Here is an 18,133-nt window from a genome sequence, read left to right on the forward strand (position 1 = left end):
TCCCGACCGGACGCGTCGATCCGCTCGCGATCGGCGCGATCACCGGTCCGTTCCGAAGAGGTCGTCGGACCGGTCCTCGGGGTCTCGCCCCTCGTCGGGGGACTCCCACAGGTCCGACTCCCCCGAACCCGCGGACCCGTCGTCATCGCCCGTTCCGTCCGGTCCCTCGTCACCTCCCGGTCCGCCGCCACTTCCCGATTCGCTGTCACCGCCCGACTCACCGCCACCGCCCGACTCACCGCCACCGCCCGACTCGTCGTCGCCGCTCGACCCGCCCGACGCGTTCGGGTCGATCTCCCGATCCAGCATCGCGAGGTCCGGGTCGATGCCGCCGAGCGTCGAGACCTCGTAGGCGATCAGGTAGGTCCGGGTGAGGAGCCGGACGGGGAGAAGCAGGATCAGGAGCGCGAGCAGCGCGACGACGACGACGACCGCGAGCACCGCGAGTCCGGCGGTCGTCCCGGTCACCGCCGGCAACCCGCCCAGGAGTCCGCCGGCGATCAGCACGACGACGCCGGCGAACACCGCGACGAGCCCGCCGACGAAGAGGAAGACGAAGCTCTCGGCCACGGAGATGCCGACGCCCAGGAAGAAGTGGACGACGAGATACAGGAGGAACTCGACCCACGACTCGCGGAGCGTCGGGAGGAACCGCCCCCACCCCGCGAGGACGCCCTCGTCGCGGAGGACCATCACCGGAACGACGAACTCGTAGGTGAACCGGAGCACGAAGAGCACGACGACGGCGAGCAGGACCGTGAGCGCCACGAGCGCGCCGATCCCCCACGTCGAGAGCCCGGCGACGGCCGACCCCAGCGCGTCCGCGGGCCCCCAGCCGACGTCCACCTCGGTCAACACGGCGACGACGACGGGGATCGCCAGCAGCAGGCTGATCAGCGTCGAGAAGACGAACAGCCCGAGCGCCTGTCGCAGACGCTCGACGAACGGTCTCCAGAGCCGAACCTCGTTCGTGCGGAGCGCGTCGTAGAAGACCAGGCGCAGCGATATCGACGCGACCGAGACCGCGACCGCGACGACGACGATGACCGCCGCGATCGCGACGAGGAGGTTCGCGTCGACCGCTTCGAGCCCGACGTCCCCCTGGAGCCCGTTCGGTCCGAAGAGCGGTTCGCCGCTCGGGCCCTCCGTCGGCTCCCCTACCGGCCCTCCCGGACCGGTCGCGAACTCGGGGTTCGGGAAGAAGGGGACCGAGACGTTCGTGCGTACGCCACCTCCCATCAGGAGGACGAGGAGGGCGAGCTTCGCCCAGCGAACGAGGCTGAACGGGAACAGGAACCTACGGGTGGCCTCGACCGCGTCGTCCACGGCGTCGACGGCGCTCCAACTCATGTCCGGCCGTTTCACGGGCCTCCCATATATATCATCTTCACGCGGGTCCGTGGTCCGCGCGGGGTTTCGTCCCCACGCCGCCACCCGATCTCCGTGCTTCCGGTCCGGCTCGGCGCCGCCGAGCCGCAGTACTTTACCCCGGAGCCGACCAACGCCCGGCCATGAAGGTCCGCGGCGAACGCGAGTGTCGCGACTGCGGGTGCCGCTGGTCGTACTACGAGACCGGGAGCGTCGAGTGTCCCGACTGCGGGAGCCTCAAGAGCGTCGGGACCGCGGACCGCGCGGTCCACACCGACACGCCCGTCTCCCTCGATTTGAGCGCCCACCGCGCCCGGTTCGGCGAGGCGCGCGGGACGCTCCCGGCGGAGGGCGTCGACGAGCTGAAACGCGACCTCCGCGAGTACGTCCGCAAGCGGGGGTTCATCCGCGGCGGCGAGCTCCGGCGACTGGACGCCACGTACCTCGCGGCGCGCGAACTGCTCGAGGCGGTCGACGTCCACGACCGCCTGCGCGACCCGACGGACGCGGACCGGGAGTACCTCCTCGCGCTGCTCGCCGGCGCGGCGGAGGGCGATCGACCGACGACGACCGCCGTTCCCGAGACCGTTCGCGAGGCTCGGGGAATGGCCGCCGCCCGCGCCGTCGACGAGTACCGCGAGGACCTGTCGACGTTCCTCGACGCGCTGGCGCGGGACGGGTCGGACGGCGACGAGCCGTCGGTGACGGTCGCCGACGCCGACGGTGACCCGGCGGGGCGCGTCCCGCCGGCACGCGAGGTCCTCGAACGCCTCCGCGACCGGACGAAACGCGTCGAGGCGCTCGGCGGCGACGTCGCGCCGGAGACCGCCGACGCCCTCGTCGAGGCGGCGAACGCCCTCGGCGACTACGTTCGGACCGGAGACGACGCGTCCCTCGACCGCGCCCGCGACCGCCTCGACGCGGCCGAGGCGTAGCGCGCCCGTCCTCCCGGCGCGCGGTCCCGTCGACCTCCTCTCACGCCTGATACTCTCGGGCGTACGTTCAAATGCCCGGACTCGAACCGCCGACCATGCCCGGATTCGACGTCCACGAGCACCGACACGCGCTGAAACAGCTCCGGGACACCGGCGACACGAGCCTCTGGGAGAGCCGGAAGGACGTGGCGTGTCCGGCCTGCGAGGAGCCGTTCGACCGGCTCTTCACGACCGGTCGAACCGCGACCCGATTCCCCGAGAACGACGGGGCCCGCTTCTGTCTCGTGCGCGACGACGACGCGATCCACGTGTTCCGGCACTGAGTTCCGTCTCCGCCGGCGCTGAGCCCGATCAGTCCTCCCCGACCGAATCGACGCCGGGTGCGGGCTCCTCGATGTACCGGTTCGCCCACGTCCCGCGGGAGAACCACGCCACGCCGACGACCGCGCCGAGGACGTTCCCGAGCGCCATCCCGACCCAGACGCCGGTCGCGCCCCACCCCGCGACGAACACGAGGTAGCCCACGCTGGCGACGCGGCCGACCCAGAGCGTGAGCACGGAGATCACCATCGCGGTCTTCGTGTTCCCCGCCCCGCGGAACGCCCCGAGGATCACCTGCGAGACGCCGATGAAGGCGAACTCCACGGACCGGATCCGGACGTACTCGGCGGCGTAGGAGACGGTCGCCGGCGCGTCGGGAACGTCGCCGAGGAAGACGGAGACGATCGGCTCGGTGAACGTCGCCGCGACCACGGCGACGAGGAACATCACGCCGGCCCCGGTCGTCGCCGCGACCCGCACGGCGCGGCCCGCGCGGTCGGCGCGGTCCGCCCCGAGGTTCTGTCCGACCATCGTGTCGATGGCGCGGCCGAGCCCCATCGCCGGGAGGAACACGAGCGAGATGAGCCGGTTGCCGAGCCCGTAGGCGGCGACCACGGGCGGCGAGAACGTCACGACCATCGCGGTGAGCGTGATCATCGCCAGCGCGCTCGTCGTCTGCTCGACGCTGGAGGGCAACCCCAATCGAGAGATGTCCCCGATGAACGCGAGGTCCGGCCGCAGGTCCGCGAGGCCCACGTCGGGGCCGAGGTCGGTCGCGAACAGCGCCCAGATCCCGATCCCGGTGGCGACCCCCCGAGAGAGGATCGTCGCCAGCGCGGCACCCTCGACGCCGTACCCGGCGAAGCCCGTCGCCGCGAGAAGCGACGCCTCGAGCGCGATCGGGTCGAGGGCGACCGATTCGAGCGCCCCGGCCCCCGGCAGCGACGCGAGCCAGCCGAAGAGCGGGTTGTCCGCGAACCCGAAGATCAGGAACGGGTCGAGGAGGACGTTCAGGAGCACGGAGACGAACATCACCGCCATCGGGGTCCGGGTGTCGCCGTACCCCCGCATCAGCGCCGAGAAGACGAAGAAGCCGAACATCAGCGGGATCCCGAGGAAGATCACCTCCATGTAGTCGGCCGCGAGCGGGATCACGGTCGCCGCGGTCTCGGCGTCGCTCGGCAGCAGCGCCAGCGCCGGGCGGGTGTAGAAGTAGCCGCCGATCCCGATGAACACGGAGAGCACCGCCACCGTGACGATGGTCTGGCCGGCGACGAGCCCCGCCGACTCGTCGCCCTTCGCGCCCGTGTACTGCGCGACGAGGATCGCGCCGGCGGTGGTGAACCCGCCCGCGACCGCGATGAGCAGGAAGATGAGCGGGAACGCGAGGCTGATCGCGCCGACGGCCTCGGCCGAGAGCCGGCCGAGGTACAGCGTGTCGACGACGTTGTACGTCACCTGAAGCAGCTGGATGACGACGATGGGCCACGCGAGCCGGAACAGCGGCCGGAGGAGGCCGCCCTCGGTGATCGAGTCCTCGGCGGACCCGTCGTCGTCAGGGACGTCTCCGGACGGGGTGGAGGGCTCGTCGGTCACTGTGTGATAACCGCTCAGTCGACGTATCAGGCTTCCGATCGCGGAACTCGGGGCCCGACGGGGCGTCTCACGGCCCTTCGCGTTCGTCGGGCGAGTCGGGATCGGCGGGGGATCCCGGATCGACGGGCGGGTCGGATTCGGCGGGCGAGTCGGAACCTCCGGCCGGCCCGGACTCGGTCACCGGGTCGGGTTCGGTCGCGGAGGCGGGCGTCGCGTCGGATCCGGCGGCTGCGTCGGAGTCGGCGGGCGACTCGGAGTCGGCGGACGGGTCGGAACCGGCGGTCGCGTCGGCCCCGGCGACCGTCTCGCGGACGCCGACCTCGGCGACGCCGGAGGTGTCGTCGAAGACGAGGTGGCGGTGCGGGTACGCCATCTCCACGTCGGCGTCGGCGAGCCGCTCGCGGATCCGGATGTTCACGTCCGACTGGACCTTCCCGAGCTTGTACGGTTTCTTCACCCAGTAGCGGAGCCGCAACAGCACGCCGTCGTCGCCGAACTCGTGGATCCGGCAGTCCGGGCTCGCGGTGTAGCGGGCCACCCCGATCCGGATGTCCGGGCCGCCGTCGATGACGGCGTCGCAGTCGCGGGCGGCGCGCTCGATGAGCCGGCGGGCCTCCGTCACGTCGCACTCGTAGGTGACGAGCACGTCGATGCTCCGCCGGGTGCGCTCGTCCTCCGCGGAGTAGTTCGTCACGTCGCGCTCGCGCATCGCGCCGTTCGGGACGACCCGGAACGTGTTGTCGACGGTGAATATCTTCGTGTACCGGATGGTGATGTCCTCGACGAACCCCTGGGTCCCGTCGTCGAGCTCGACCATGTCGCCGATCTCGAACGGCTGGTCGGCGAGGACGAACACGCCGTTGATGAAGTTCCCGACCAGCGGCGCGAGGATGATACCCACCACCGCCGAGAGGACGGCGGTCCCGATCAACAGATCGGTGAACTGGAACCCGACGACCCAGAGCCCGGTGAGGAACGCGGCCACGATCGTCCCGACGCGAACGCCGCGAACGACGGTCTGTGCGACGCTCTGCCGCGAGAACCGTCGCGCCACCGGCCGGCCGATGACCCGCACGATGATCCGCGCGAGCGCCGCGCCCGCGACGACCGAGAGGACGACGACGAGCAGCCGCACGCCGGGGATCGCGGCGAGCCACGAGGACCACTCGACGATCGGGGCGGTGCCCGCCGGTTGCGCCATACCTCCACCGCGTCGTCCACGCGAAAAAGCGTTTCCTCCGGGAGGCGGATCGGTCCTCGTGACTCGGACGCGGTCTCCGTCAGCCGCTCCAGCGGTCGTAGGCGTACAGTCCGCTCCCGGCGAGCGCCAGGACGACGCCGACCGACGCGACGCCCAGGCCGACGACGAAACCGGCGAACCCGGGACCGAAGTCGTCGACGTGGCCGGTGACGTACACGCTGTAGAGCGTGTCTCCCCTCCAGATCGGCGTGGGAAGCCGGTCGACGTAGGGGTCGTTCGCGCCGGGGCGGTACCCCGGGTCCGCCTCCGTGGAGCCGTTCACCACCTCGTCGATCGTCCGTCGCTCTCCGGCGTCGAGCTCCTCGTAGCGGGGGGCCTCCTCGGCGACCGCGTCCGCGACCGGGACGAGCGAGACGGGCTCGGCGCGGACGGTCGAGCCGTCCTCCGTGACGGTCAGCCGGTAGTACCCCTCGGTCCCCGCGTCGCTGTCGCGGACGAACGCGTACTCGGCGTCGATCGCCTCGAGGTCGGCGCGAGCGCCGGGGTCGGACGCCGTCGCCGACCCGGTCGCCATCGCCGACTCCAGCGCGCGGCGGGTGGCGTTGACCGACCGATACTCGTCGCCGTGGCGGGCGGTGAGCCGGTAGTCCGCGAGCGCGACCGCGTCGCCGTGGCGGTCGACGAGGCGCTCCCGGTCGGACTCGTTGCCGAGGTCGATCGGCTCGGCCGCGTATATCTGTGAGGACTGTGCCGGCGGGGACGTGGCCTCCGCCGCCAGGCCGAGGTACTGCGGTGCCGGGAGGCACAACAGCCCGACGGCGACGAGCAGGAGGGCTACTCGGCGGCGATCCATCGACAGGGGCGTTCACGCCTTCGTTTCAAGTGTCTTGTGGGGACCGGGCGGTCGGGGGACCCGGACGATCCCGCGGTGAGCGACCGTCGTCGAGGCGGCTCATGGGAAACGATAACACCCGTCCGATCGAAACCGGCCGTATGTCCGATCCGCTCGACCGCGACGACGCCCCGAACGACCGCGACGCCGACACCCCGCACGACGACTCCGACGCTCCACTCGGCCGTGACGACGACATCAACGCCACCCCGCTCGACCGCGGCCCGTCCGCCCCGAGCCACGAGGTCTTCGCGCGGCGGCCGACGTTCAGCGTCACCCACGAGTCGACGCCGAGCGGGACGCTCATCGCGGGCTTCTCCTCGTACGGTCTCGCCGGGCTCACCGCCGTCGACTACCTGATCGAACACCTCGAGTTGGAGGTCAAAGGCCACGTCACCGCCGAGGGGCTCCCCTCCATCACCCCCTTCAAGAAGGGCCGGCCGCGCCACCCCACCCGGCTGTACTCCGCGGACGACGTGGACGTGACCGTCCTCGTCGCCGAGCAGTTCGTCCCCTCGGTCCTCGGCGAGTCGCTCGCGACGTCGGTCCTCGAGTGGACGGCCGCCAACGACGTCGACGAGGTCGCCGTCCTCTCCGGGGTTCCGATCCCCCACGGCCCCGACGCCCACCGGACGTTCTACGTCGCCACGGACGACTACCGCGAGAGCCGGCTCGCAGACGCGGAGGTCCCGCCGATGGAGTCCGGCTTCCTCGACGGGGTGAACGCCGCGCTGCTCGAACGGGGCATGGACTCGCCGCTCGGCGTCGGCCTGTTCGTCACGCCCGTCCACGCGCAGGCCCCCGACGTGGAGGCGGCGGTCAGGCTCGTCGAGACGGCGACCGACCTCTACGGGCTCGACGTCGACGCCGGTCCCCTCGAGGCGTTCGCGGCCGAGATACGCCGCCACTACGAGGACCTCGCCGAGCGGATCGAGGAGCGCGAACCGGAGGGCACCTACGACCGGATGTACATGTGAGACGGCATCCGCGCCGTCGCCGACGTATCCGGCTCCAGAATCACGTACAACTCAACTCATAGTAAAAAGCTATACCGGATGCGACCGTCGGACCGAACATGGCAGACGATCTCCGGGCGACGCTCGATCACGTCGGGGACCGGTTCAACCTGGGAGAGTACGAGATCGACGCGTACCTCGCGGTGTTGGAACACGGCGAGTTGACCGCGAGCGACATTGCCGATCGGACCGACATCCCGCAGCCGCGGGTGTACGACACGGTGCGGAGCCTCGCGGACCGCGGGCTCGTCGAGCTCCGCGAGTCGCGCCCGATGAAGATCGTGGCGGTCGACCCGGAGGACGCGTTCGACGAACTCCGCTCGTCGTTCGCGGAGATGGTCGACGAGCTCGAGGCGCGCTACACCGCGCCGACCCGCGAGACGGAGGCGGTGTCGCTCGTGAAGTCCCGCTCGACCATCCTGCGCTACCTCGAGGAGGTGATACGCGGCGCGGAGTACGAGCTCGCCGTCTCGCTCACGCCCGACCTCCTCCGTCGGTTCCGCGAGGATCTCGAAGAGAAGGTGGAAAACGGCGTGAGCGTCGAGCTCCTCGTGACGCCGGCCTCCCGCGCGCCGGACCCCGCGGAGTTCGACTACCTCGAGGTCGCGACCACCGCTCGCGCGCGCAGGGGTATCACCACGCCGGTCCTCGCGGTCGGCGACGGGGAGTACTCCGTGTACGCGACCCAGGACGCCCTCCGAGACGACCGCGAGCGGTACGGCGTCATCTTCAACCGCTCCGCGCTCGGCTTCCTCGTCTCCGGCTTCTTCGGGACGGTCCTGTGGACGACCGCGGAGACGCTCGCGGCCGACGGGAAGGCCCGCCCCTTCCCGCGGCGGTACGCCTCGATCCGGCGGGCGGTCAAGGACGTTCGCGAGTTCGACGGCGACGACTTCTACGCGACCGTCGAGGGTCGCGACATCGAGACGGGCAGGTCCGTCACGGTCCGGGGGCGCGTCGTCGACGTCGCGTTCGAGGACACGGAGGAGGTCGCCTCGCTCGTCGTCGAGACCGACGACGGCCGCGTCGAGATCGGCGGCCGCGTCGCCGCCCTGGAGGACGTCGAGGGTCAGGTGATCGTGATCGGCCGCGAGGAGCCCCCGGAGATCTGACCGGGACCGCCCCGAGCGCGACGACCGTCGGCCTCAGACGGGGAGGATACCGACCAGCACCGTCGAGAACGAGAACGCCTCCTCCGCGAGGTACACCGCCGCGTACCCCACCAGCGCGGCCGTGATCCCGGCGAGCGCCGAGAAGGTCCCCCGAACGCCGACGGCGGGCCGGCGGGCCGGCGGCGGGACGCGTCCGGCCGCGAGAGCGAGACGGGGCGCGGGATCGACGCGGATCCGGGCGTCAGCGACATCCCGCCGCAGACGACGCCGACCGCGAGGATCGAGAACACGAAGTGGTACGACACCTCGAGCGTCGGCGGCACCATGAGGACGGCCGCGACCCCGTAGGCCAGCCCGGCCGCGGCGCGCGGGTCGATCGCCTCCCGCCACGACCGACCGGTCACGGTCGCGACCGCGACCGCCGCGAGCCAGACGACGGCCAACTCGAGCGCGAACGCGCCGAGGAGGTGGACCGTCGGATCCCCGTGGAGCAGCACGCGGCCGTCGAGGACGCGGACGCCGAGGGGGTAGAACAGCTGCGGCGGCTCGCCGGTGACCAGATCGCCCCACGGGTGCGAACACAGTCCGAGGACGGCCGCGGCGGCGACGGCCCGCCCGGAGAGGTCGGTCCGCAGCCGGGCAAGCGTCGCGACGGCGAGCCCGCCGACCGCGAACGTCCCGAGGACGACCAGCCCGAGCGTGCCGTTCAGGGACGCGCCGACCCGGACCAGCGCGGCCAGGACGCCGACGGCGAGGAGGGAGCCGGCCGTCCGAGCGGCGGGTCGACGGTCCCACGCGACCGCCCAGAGCCCGAACGCGCCCCCGGCGATCACCGACACGACGAGCGAGTGGGTCACCGCGCGGTGAACGTCGCGGGTGGCGTCCCAGAGCGTGCTGGGTCGCGTCAGCGACTCCGCGGTGAGGCGTCCGAAGTCGATGGCGACCGCCGCGTACGCCATGTCGACGTCGGGGAGCGCGGCGAACGCCCCGGCGACCGCGCCGAGCGCCAGCGCGCGCTCCGCGGGCCAGCCCAGCCGGTCCGCGAGGAGGGCCGCGAGGGCGAACGCGAGCAGCGCGTGACCGACGAACACGTTCGCGCGGTAGGGCGGCGAGGGAGATAAGCGGCTCGCAGGTCGCGTGTGAGCGTTCCCCGGTCCGGGTGTGAGCACGGCGCATTCGGTATTCACTTACCGACGCGCGCGACATGGAGCGGTATGGACGTTCACGTCACCCGGTCCGCGGTCGACGGGACGGCTCGCGCGCCGCCCTCGAAGAGCTACACGCACCGCGCGCTGCTCGCGGCGGGATACAGCGACGGCGCCACGGTGGCCTCGCCGCTCGTCTCCGCGGACACGCGCGCGACCGCCCGCGCCGTGACCGCCTTCGGCGGCGCCGTCGACCCGACTCCCGCGGAGTGGAGCGCTGAGACCGACGCGGTCGAAGTCGAGGGGTTCGACGGCCGGCCCGCGGTCCCCGACGACGTCATCGACTGCGGGAACTCGGGGACGACGACCCGACTCGTGACCGGCACCGCCGCGCTCGGCGACGGCGGCACCGTCCTCACCGGGGACTCCTCGCTCCGGTCGCGCCCGCAGGGACCGCTGCTCGACGCCCTCACCGATCTCGGCATCCGCGCCGAGTCGACCCGCGGGAACGGACAGGCCCCGCTCGTCGTCTTCGGGCCGCTCTCGGGCGGCGAGGTGGCGATCCCCGGCGACGTCTCCTCGCAGTACGTCACCGCCCTGCTCATGGCCGGCGCGGTCACCGACGACGGGATCGAGGTGTCGCTGACGACGGAGCTCAAGTCTGCCCCCTACGTCGACATCACGCTCGAACTGCTCGCCGACTTCGGGATCGACGCCGAGCCGGTGGGCAGCGACACCGCCGACGGCGCGGCGGGGTTCTCGGTCCCCGGCGGACAGACGTACGCCCCGGAGGGCGGCCGGTACGCGGTCCCCGGCGACTTCTCGTCGATCTCGTACCTCGTCGCCGCGGGCGCGGTCGCCGCCGACCCCGACGGCGCGGTCCGTATCGAGGGCGCTCGACCGAGCGCGCAGGGCGACGCCGCCATCGTCGAGATCGCGGAGCGGATGGGCGCGGCGATCGAGTGGGACCGCGAGTCGGGCGTCATCACGGTCGAGCGGTCCGCGCTCTCCGGCGTCGAGGTCGACGTCGGCGACACGCCCGACCTGCTCCCGACGATCGCGGCGCTCGGCGCGGTCGCCGACGGCGACACGCGGATCACCAACTGCGAGCACGTCCGCTACAAGGAGACCGACCGGGTGGCCGCGATGGCCGAGGAGCTGGCGAGGATGGGCGCGGAGACCACGGAGGAGCCGGACACGCTGACGGTCCACGGCTCCGAGAGCGACCTCCGCGGCGCGACCGTCGACGGCCGGGCGGACCACCGGATCGTGATGGCGCTCGCGGTCGCCGCGCTCGCCGCGGAGGGCACGACGACGATCCGCGGCGGGGAACACGTCGACGTCTCGTTCCCGACGTTCTTCGAGACGATGGCCGACCTCGGCGCGACGGTCGACCGGGCGGAGTGACCGGACCGGGACCCGAACGACCCCGCCTACCCGCCCGCCGCCGGCAGCCGAACCGTGACGACCCCGCCGTCGCCGTCGGCCCGGTCGCCGATCGAGAGGCTCCCGTCGTAGTGTTCGATCACCCACTTCGCGAGCCAGAGCCCGAGCCCGCTGCTGTGTTGGAGCTGCGTCTCGGTCCGGTCCTCGTTGATGAGCGCCATCTCGTCGTCCGGGAAGCCGTCGCCGTCGTCGAGGATCTCGACCCGAACCGTGCCGTCGGTCCGCTCCCCGCGGACGGCGACCGCGGGCGGGTCGCCGCCGTGTTCGAACGCGTTGTCCATCAGCTCCGCGAGCGCCGTGTCGACGTGGTCGCCCGCCAGCGCGGTACACCCCTCGTCGAGATCGGTCTCGAGCGTCCCGTCCGGGTACTCCTCCTCCCAGTCGGATCGTCGGTCCTCGAGCGCCGCCGCGAGGTCGACCGCCGTTCGCTCGTCGTCCCGCTCGAGGACGTCGTCGAAGACGCGGATCTTGGACTGCGTGTCGCCGAGGTCGGCTCCGATATCCGCGATCCGTCGGCCGAGGTCGAGGTCGGAACCGGTCCCCGTATCGCCCCCGTCGGCGTCGGGGTCGCCCGCGGCGGAGAGCCGTTCGCCGTAGCCGATCAGGAGCTGGGCGGCGTGTCGCAGGTCGTGGCGGACGAACCGGTTCATCACCGCGGCCTTCTGTCGCTGTTTCACGAGCCGCCGGGCGCGGATCCGCCGCACGTCGTTGAAGCCGATCAGGACGTGTGCGAACGCGCTGACGGCGACGACGAGCGCTCCGGCAACGAGGGGTTCGACCACGCTCCCGCCGCCGGCGACCTGAAAGGAGTACACCAACACCAGGACGGCGGAGGTCGCGACGACGCCGAGGGCGTTCCAGCCGGCGATCCGCAGCAGGTGTCGCGACTCGACGTCGGTTCGATACCCTATCGGCCCGGTGACCGCGAAGGCGATCCCGAAGAGGAGCGTCAGGCCGGTGACGACGACGTCCGCGATCCCGGCCGTGCCGGTCGCGAACCCGCGGAGCGCGATCGCCGCCAACCCCGCGCCGGTGAGGCTGATGACGAGCGCGCCCGTGAGACGGCTCGTGTCCATGGAACCTGTCACCGAGTCAGACACACATAACCGTGATGGATCGGATCGTTTCGGTCCCTCGAAACGAGGCTCCGAACCGCCGCTAGATCACCCGCTTGCCGAAGGCGCTGGCGGCCAGTTCGGTCGCGAGCTCCGCCGTCTCGTTGTGCTGGTCGAGCGTCGGGTTCACCTCGACGAGCTCCATCGACCGGAGGCAGTCGGCGTCGTCGACGATCTCCATCGCGCTGTGGGCCTCCCGGTAGGTGACCCCGCCGCGGACTGGCGTCCCCACGCCGGGGGCCTCCTTGGGGTCGAGCCAGTCGAGGTCGAGGCTGATGTGGACGCCGTCGACGCCCGCGGAGGCCGCGTCGAGCGCGTCCTCCGTCACGTCCGTGATCCCCCGCTCGTCGATGTCGGACATCGTGTAGGCGGCGAAGCCGTGCTCGCGCAGCAGCTCCACCTCCGCGCCGTCGACGGAACGCAGCCCGACCAAGGCGACGTTCTCCGGCTCGAGTCCCGCCGCGTTCGCCCACTCGGTGTCCGCGAACTCGCCGATCCCGAGCGCCGCGGCGAGAGGCATCCCGTGGACGTTGCCCGAGGGCGTCGTCGACGGGGTGTTGAGGTCGGCGTGGGCGTCGAACCACACCGCGCCGACGTCGGCGTCGCGGGCGGCTCCCACGAGCGAGCCGATCGCGATCGAGTGGTCGCCGCCGAGCGCCAGCGGGACCGCCCCCTCCGCGAGCGTCTCGTCCACCTCGTCGGCGAGCCGGCGACACACGTCCGCGACCTCGTGGAGGAACTTCGCGTCGCCCTCCGTCGGGGCGTCGGTGTCCGGGTCCCGCTCCTCGGCGCGGGGGACGGAGAGATCCCCCGCGTCGACGACCTCGACGCCCGCGCCCTCGAGTTCGTCGGCGAGGCCGCCGTAGCGGATCGCCGACGGTCCCATGTCGACCCCGCGTCGGTTGGCTCCGTAGTCGGTCGGCGCGCCGATGATTCTGACTCTCGTCATATCGGTAGGGGAACCCGCCGCCGCTTGAAAGGCGTGGATCCGTGAACGGTCCGATCCGTCACGGTTTCCTCGTCGCCGTCGAACGACCGCACATGGGCGGGAACGACGCGGACGGGACCGGCGCGGGCGGAAGCGACGCGGACGGGTCCGGCACGGAGGGGAACAACGCGAACGGCGGCGACCGCGAGCCGGGACCGGTCGCTCCGGAGGAGATCGGTCCGGCCGGGGCGATGATCGCCGTCGCGTTCACGGGGTCGGTGATCGCCTTCGCCGGGTTCGGCCTGCTGGTTCTCCTCGGCGAGGTCGGACTCGTCCTCGTCGCGGTCGGGCTCCTCGCCGTGCTGGCGAGCCCCGCGGCGTACTTTCGATATCGACAGCTCTACCGGTGAGCCGGGGACCGAGCGACTCGCACGGCCGATCAACTTATAAGGGACTTCCATCGCCTTTATGCGGGGTCGCCATCTACTCGCACCCATGTCATCGATCGAACTCACGTCGAGTCAGAAGAGCATCCTCTCGGCGCTCATCAACCTCTACGGGGAGGAGGAGGACGCCGTCAAGGGGGAAGCGATCGCCGAGGAGGTCGACCGCAACCCGGGGACCATCCGGAACCAGATGCAGAGCCTGAAGGCGCTCCAGCTCGTCGAGGGCGTCCCCGGCCCGAAGGGCGGGTACAAACCCACCTCGAACGCCTACGAGGCGCTCGACATCCAGCGGATGGACGAGCCCGCACACGTCCCGATCAAACACGAGGGCGAGACCGTCGAGGGCGTGAACGTCGACGGGATCGACCTCTCGAGCGTCCACCACCCGGAGCTCTGCCGCGCGGAGATCCACGTCCAGGGGTCGGTACGCCGCTTCCACGAGGGCGACTCGGTGACCGTCGGTCCCACCCCGCTCTCGAAGCTGCTCATCGACGGCACCGTCGACGGCAAGGACGACACCGCGAACGTCCTCATCCTCCGCATCGACGACATGCACGCGCCCGCCGGCGAAGCCGCGCACTGACGAGTCGTACGAAACCATCGAGGATCGCGATCGATACGGAGGGGAGTCAGTGGACCTGTTTCTCTCACGACCCGAAAGCGGCGCGTCTGGGTGTCGATGAGAGAAGGGTAGAAGGGTTAGTTACGTTGAGATACCCTTCTTCGGACACGATATGACGTGAAACAGGTGGTCACCAAACAGTGCTTATAGAACGGGTATTTCATCGGTGATCGAGGTAATGAAAAAGAGATCGTTGCTGGCGCGGTGAACTCCTTCAAAGCCCCAGCCGGCTCCGGTCGAGGGCCTCGCTGTGCTCCTCGCTCACTTCGTTCGCTGCGGTGTCGCCGGCGGCTCCGCCGCCGGCTGCCCGTGGCGCGTAGCGCCACGCTGCTTGCGTCGGCCGTCTTCCCGGAGCCGGCTGGGGCTTTGAGTCCCACCCGCACAGCACCGCACCTCACACCTCCCCAGCCTCGCGGCTCCTTTCAGTCGCCGCGTCCCTCGCGGGCTCCTCGCGAGCCGATGGCTCGCTCGGAGGCGCGCCACCGCTCCGGCGATCACTCACCTTCGGCTGTATTGAACGGTGGGCATCGAGCATCCGCGAGCGAAGCGAGCGGTTCACCGACGGAGCCGTCGAAGACGGCGCAGTCGGCTTTTTCCCTCCAGGTTTTTCGAGGAGCGGTTCCCGAAGCGAACGCAGTGAGCGAGGGCACCCGACGAGAAAAAGGTGGTCTTACATGTCGCCGAACGCGCTCACGCCGCGGCCGGTCGAGGAGACCTTCGCGATCCACCGCGAGGCGATCGCCTTCTTCAGGAGTTTCGCCGGAGTGCCGCCGAACGTCTTGATCGGCATGCCGACCACGTCGTGGGCGACCGCCTCCTCGCCGACGGAGATCACGGTGCCCTTGTCCTCGTGTTGCCACGACTGGAGCGGCGCGCCGCGGGCGGCCCGCGCGAGGTTCTCGCCGGCGACCTCCGCGGCCTGCCAGGCGGCCTGCGCGGTCGGCGGCGCGACATCGTCGCCGCCCTGGTCGATCAGGGCGGTGTCGCCGATGGCGAACACGCGGTCGTCGCTCGTGGTGAAGTCTGACTCCGCGAACACCCGGTTCGAGCGGTCGTCCTTCTCGATCTCGACCGCGTCGAGCTCCGCCTGACCGGTGATGCCGCCGGTCCAGATCAACACGTCGTACGTCAGCTCCTCGGGCTCCTCCTCGTCGCCGCCGCCGAGGTACACCGCGTCCTCGTCGGCCTTCGAGATGAAGTCGCCGGTGAGGATCTCCACGTCCGCGTCCACGAGCCGCTGGCGGAGCGCACCCTGTATCTGCGGGTCGTTGCCGGGGAACACCTCGTCTAACCCCTCGACGAGCTTGATGTCTATCGGGGCGCGGTGTTTGTCGCGGTACTCCGCGATCTCGCCGGCGGTCTGGATCCCCGAGAGCCCCGCGCCGCCGACGACGACGGTGGCGGGCTCGGAGCGGGTCGCGTTGCCGGCGGCCTCGCGGACGTCGTCGTGGATCGCCTGCGCGTCCGCGAGGCTCTTGAGCTGGTAGGCGTGTTCCTTCAGGCCGTCGATGCCGAAGAAGGCGGTGGTGGAGCCGATCGCCAGGAGCAGGTAGTCGTACTCGACCGTCTCCTCGCCGTCGGTCTCGACGACCTGCTCGTCGGTGTCGACGTCGACGACGCGGCCCTGAACGAACTCGCCGTCCTCGGACATGATCTCGCCGACGGGGATGGTGATGCTGTCCTCGACGGCGGGGTTCCGGATCGCGCGGTGGACCTCGTGTAAGACGAGGTGGTAGTCGTGTTCGGAGATCCAGGTGAGCTCCGCCTCGCCCTCGCCGACCTCGTCCTCGAACGCCTTCACCGCCCCGGCACCGGCGTAGCCGGAGCCGACGACGACGACCTGAGTTGTCATGGATATCGATCCGCAGTGCGCGGGTAAAGACGCTTTGGAACCGCTCTCGCGTCGCGCCGGCGCGGGATCCCGACGGCCCCGCAGTCCGTCAGATCGAGAGCCCGGCGTGCCAGCGGTCGACCCCGGCCTCGCGTTTGACCTCGTCCATGCGCGCGAGCAGCTTCACGGCGAGGCTCGCGGTCTCGGCCGCCCGCGACTCCCCCTCGGTCCGGAACTCGCCGGTGACCCGGTTGGCGTACACCGAACACACCGCGCCCGCCCGCAGGCCGTACACGTTCGCGATCGTCAGGATCGCGGAGGCCTCCATCTCGATGTTCTTCACGTTCGCGTCCCGGAGTTCGGCGACCAGCGCGTCGGAGCCGGCGGCCTCGAACCCCTCGAAGCCCGGTCGACCCTGTCCGGCGTAAAACGAGTCCGCGCTCATCGTGATCCCGGCGTGGTAGTCGTAGCCGAGCCGCTCGGCGGCGGCGACGAGCGCGGAGACGACCTCCCCGTCGGCGGCCGCCGGGTAGTCCTCGCGGACGTACTCGTCGCTCGTCCCCTCCTGGCGGACCGCGCCGGTCGTGATCACCAGGTCGCCGACGGCCATGTCCGGCTGGATCGCGCCGCAGGAGCCGACCCGGATGAACGTGTCGACGCCGACGCGCGCCAGTTCCTCGACCGCGATGGCGGCGGACGGCGAGCCGATCCCGGTGGAGGTCACCGAGATCGGCGCGTCGTCGTAGCTCCCGGTCGCGGTGCGGTACTCGCGGTGGGCGGCGACCTCCTCGTGGTCGTCCCACAGCGCGGTGATCTTGTCGACCCGCTCGGGGTTGCCGGGGAGGAGCACGGCGTCGGCGACGTCGCCCGCGGCGACCTCGAGGTGGTACTGGACCTCGTCGTTCGGGTCCTCGCTGCCGCCGGCCGCCGGCGCGTCGTCCTCGTCGGTCATGTCCCCGACCTTCGCCGAGGCGTTTAAAAGGCGTTCCGACTCGGGAACGTCTCCCCGAGCGAGCCCGTGCGGACGGTCGCGCGCCGAGCTCAGCGGTTCCGCGCGTCGTCGAGCGTCCCCTGGCTTATCGTGTTCGGGAGCAGCTCGCCGAGGGTGTACTCGCTCGTCTCGCCGTCGCCCTCGTCACAGACCACGGGGAGGTCCTCGTCCGCGAACTCGGCGAGGCTCTGTCGGCACATCCCGCAGGGCGTGACGCCGTCGCGGACGCCCGAGGCGACGGCGAGCCGGTCGAACTCCCGGTGGCCGTTCTTCACCGCCTCCGCGAGCGCCACCTCCTCGGCGTGGAGGCTGTTGGAGTAGTTGGCGTTCTCGATGTTACAGCCGGTGTAGACGGTGCCGTCGGCGGTGCGGAGCGCCGCCCCGACGCGGTACTCGGAGTACGGGACGTGGGCGTCGGCGAGGGCGTCGCGGGCGGCCTCGATCAGGTCCATGTCCGACCCTCGACCGGCGACCCGATAAGCGGTCGGGTCGACGCTCGAGCGACGACCTCACCGGCCGGTGTCGTACTTGTAGGTCGCCGTCTCCGGGTCTATCCCGAAGTCCTCGGCGGACTCGGTGGTCTCCTCCGATCCGCCCTCGTCCCCGTCGTCGGAGCCGCCGGCGTCCGCGTTCTTGAACGCCTCCCGCAGCTCCTCGGGCATCTCGAAGTCGTCGATGCCGACGCGGAGGCCGACCACGCCGCCGCCGAGGAACTCGCGTTTCTCCGTCAGCCGGTCCGAGAGCGCCGCCGGGAGGGCGTCGGTGTCGACCGTCTCGAAGCCGAACTGCGTCAGGTAGTCGGGCTGGTCGGTGAGCACGTACACCGTCTCGAACCCCTCGGCGGCCGCGGTGTCGACCAGCCGCTCGACGACGTGGGCTCCGACGCCGCGACCCCGCCACTCCGGGAGGACGCCGATCCCGGTGAGCTCGATCCGTTCCGCGTCCTCGCCCCGGTGGAGTCGGAGCCGACCGAAGCCGGCCCGGTCGCCGGTCTCCTCGTCGACCGCGATCACGTAGTCCCGTGACCGGAAGGCGACGTCGTCGAGCCCGAGCCGCTCGATCGCGTCCAGTAACCACGCCTCGTCACGGTTCTTGGCGTCGCGGACGTACATACGCCGTCCTACGCGGCCGGGGATAAAAACGGTTTGCCGGCCGATCGTCGACGGTC

General features: G+C 71.2%; 18 protein-coding genes. 7 read left to right on the forward strand and 11 right to left on the reverse strand.

Annotated features, from left to right (window positions below; all coding sequences use genetic code 11):
- Nucleotides 1-39: 39 nt before the first annotated feature.
- A complete protein-coding gene (locus AXA68_RS13490) occupies nt 40-1,350 on the reverse strand; it encodes a DUF7544 domain-containing protein (protein ID WP_198530060.1) in 1,311 nt (436 codons plus the stop codon).
- A gap of 161 nt (nt 1,351-1,511) precedes the next feature.
- Between AXA68_RS13490 and AXA68_RS13495 the strand changes: the two genes are divergently transcribed.
- Together AXA68_RS13495 and AXA68_RS13500 are read left to right on the forward strand one after the other, a co-directional pair.
- Nucleotides 1,512-2,303 (forward strand): DUF7117 family protein, encoded by a 792-nt coding sequence (locus AXA68_RS13495; RefSeq protein WP_066417797.1) that lies wholly within the window; start codon nt 1,512-1,514, stop codon nt 2,301-2,303.
- 95 nt (nt 2,304-2,398) lie between these two features.
- Nucleotides 2,399-2,626, forward strand: coding sequence for a DUF7385 family protein (locus AXA68_RS13500; RefSeq protein ID WP_066418624.1), 228 nt, complete (start codon nt 2,399-2,401; stop codon nt 2,624-2,626).
- 28 nt (nt 2,627-2,654) lie between these two features.
- On the opposite strand, the gene AXA68_RS13505 is transcribed toward AXA68_RS13500, so the two are convergent.
- From AXA68_RS13505 to AXA68_RS13515, 3 genes are all read right to left on the reverse strand, one after another.
- Nucleotides 2,655-4,220, reverse strand: a complete 1,566-nt coding sequence (locus tag AXA68_RS13505) for an MATE family efflux transporter (RefSeq protein WP_232745121.1) — start codon at nt 4,218-4,220, stop codon at nt 2,655-2,657.
- A gap of 67 nt (nt 4,221-4,287) precedes the next feature.
- On the reverse strand, nt 4,288-5,421 hold the full coding sequence (locus tag AXA68_RS13510; RefSeq protein ID WP_080505260.1) for a mechanosensitive ion channel family protein: 1,134 nt from the start codon (nt 5,419-5,421) through the stop codon (nt 4,288-4,290).
- 79 nt (nt 5,422-5,500) lie between these two features.
- Nucleotides 5,501-6,274: a hypothetical protein gene (locus AXA68_RS13515; protein ID WP_066417799.1), complete on the reverse strand. Its 774-nt coding sequence runs from the start codon at nt 6,272-6,274 to the stop codon at nt 5,501-5,503.
- 140 nt (nt 6,275-6,414) lie between these two features.
- On the opposite strand from AXA68_RS13515, the gene AXA68_RS13520 reads away from it, so the two are divergent.
- Together AXA68_RS13520 and trmB are read left to right on the forward strand one after the other, a co-directional pair.
- Entirely contained in the window at nt 6,415-7,290 is an 876-nt protein-coding gene (locus AXA68_RS13520; RefSeq protein ID WP_080505261.1) for a proteasome assembly chaperone family protein, read from the forward strand.
- A 98-nt stretch (nt 7,291-7,388) separates the two neighbouring features.
- The gene (trmB, locus tag AXA68_RS13525; RefSeq protein WP_066417804.1) at nt 7,389-8,441 is read left to right on the forward strand and encodes an HTH-type sugar sensing transcriptional regulator TrmB; all 1,053 of its coding nucleotides are present in this window, start codon (nt 7,389-7,391) and stop codon (nt 8,439-8,441) included.
- Here trmB and AXA68_RS13530 read toward each other — a convergent pair.
- On the reverse strand, nt 8,399-9,532 hold the full coding sequence (locus AXA68_RS13530; protein WP_157884842.1) for a metal-dependent hydrolase: 1,134 nt from the start codon (nt 9,530-9,532) through the stop codon (nt 8,399-8,401). The genes trmB and AXA68_RS13530 overlap by 43 nt on opposite strands.
- 123 nt (nt 9,533-9,655) lie before the next feature.
- Between AXA68_RS13530 and aroA the strand changes: the two genes are divergently transcribed.
- Entirely contained in the window at nt 9,656-10,993 is a 1,338-nt protein-coding gene (gene aroA / locus AXA68_RS13535; RefSeq protein ID WP_066417805.1) for a 3-phosphoshikimate 1-carboxyvinyltransferase, read from the forward strand.
- A 26-nt stretch (nt 10,994-11,019) separates the two neighbouring features.
- Here aroA and AXA68_RS13540 read toward each other — a convergent pair whose 3' ends face one another.
- Nucleotides 11,020-12,108, reverse strand: coding sequence for a sensor histidine kinase (locus AXA68_RS13540; RefSeq protein WP_066417807.1), 1,089 nt, complete (start codon nt 12,106-12,108; stop codon nt 11,020-11,022).
- Nucleotides 12,109-12,190: 82 nt separating this feature from the next.
- Nucleotides 12,191-13,096: an arginase gene (gene rocF, locus AXA68_RS13545; RefSeq protein WP_066417809.1), complete on the reverse strand. Its 906-nt coding sequence runs from the start codon at nt 13,094-13,096 to the stop codon at nt 12,191-12,193.
- A 92-nt stretch (nt 13,097-13,188) separates the two neighbouring features.
- Between rocF and AXA68_RS13550 the strand changes: the two genes are divergently transcribed.
- Together AXA68_RS13550 and AXA68_RS13555 are read left to right on the forward strand one after the other, a co-directional pair.
- On the forward strand, nt 13,189-13,485 hold the full coding sequence (locus tag AXA68_RS13550) for a hypothetical protein (RefSeq protein WP_066417810.1): 297 nt from the start codon (nt 13,189-13,191) through the stop codon (nt 13,483-13,485).
- A gap of 85 nt (nt 13,486-13,570) precedes the next feature.
- On the forward strand, nt 13,571-14,104 hold the full coding sequence (locus AXA68_RS13555; protein ID WP_066417811.1) for an Rrf2 family transcriptional regulator: 534 nt from the start codon (nt 13,571-13,573) through the stop codon (nt 14,102-14,104).
- Nucleotides 14,105-14,813: 709 nt separating this feature from the next.
- Here AXA68_RS13555 and AXA68_RS13560 read toward each other — a convergent pair.
- From AXA68_RS13560 to AXA68_RS13575, 4 genes are all read right to left on the reverse strand, one after another.
- Entirely contained in the window at nt 14,814-15,995 is a 1,182-nt protein-coding gene (locus AXA68_RS13560) for an NAD(P)/FAD-dependent oxidoreductase (protein ID WP_066417812.1), read from the reverse strand.
- A gap of 88 nt (nt 15,996-16,083) precedes the next feature.
- Nucleotides 16,084-16,926 carry a nucleoside phosphorylase gene (locus tag AXA68_RS13565; protein ID WP_066417814.1) on the reverse strand — a complete coding sequence of 281 codons (843 nt, stop codon included), beginning with the start codon at nt 16,924-16,926 and terminating at the stop codon, nt 16,084-16,086.
- An 89-nt stretch (nt 16,927-17,015) separates the two neighbouring features.
- On the reverse strand, nt 17,016-17,417 hold the full coding sequence (gene cdd / locus AXA68_RS13570; protein WP_066417815.1) for a cytidine deaminase: 402 nt from the start codon (nt 17,415-17,417) through the stop codon (nt 17,016-17,018).
- Nucleotides 17,418-17,474: 57 nt separating this feature from the next.
- Entirely contained in the window at nt 17,475-18,077 is a 603-nt protein-coding gene (locus AXA68_RS13575) for a GNAT family N-acetyltransferase (RefSeq protein WP_066417816.1), read from the reverse strand.
- Nucleotides 18,078-18,133: the final 56 nt, after the last annotated feature.

The organism is Halorubrum aethiopicum, from assembly GCF_001542905.1.
Classification (GTDB): Archaea; Halobacteriota; Halobacteria; order Halobacteriales; family Haloferacaceae; genus Halorubrum; species Halorubrum aethiopicum.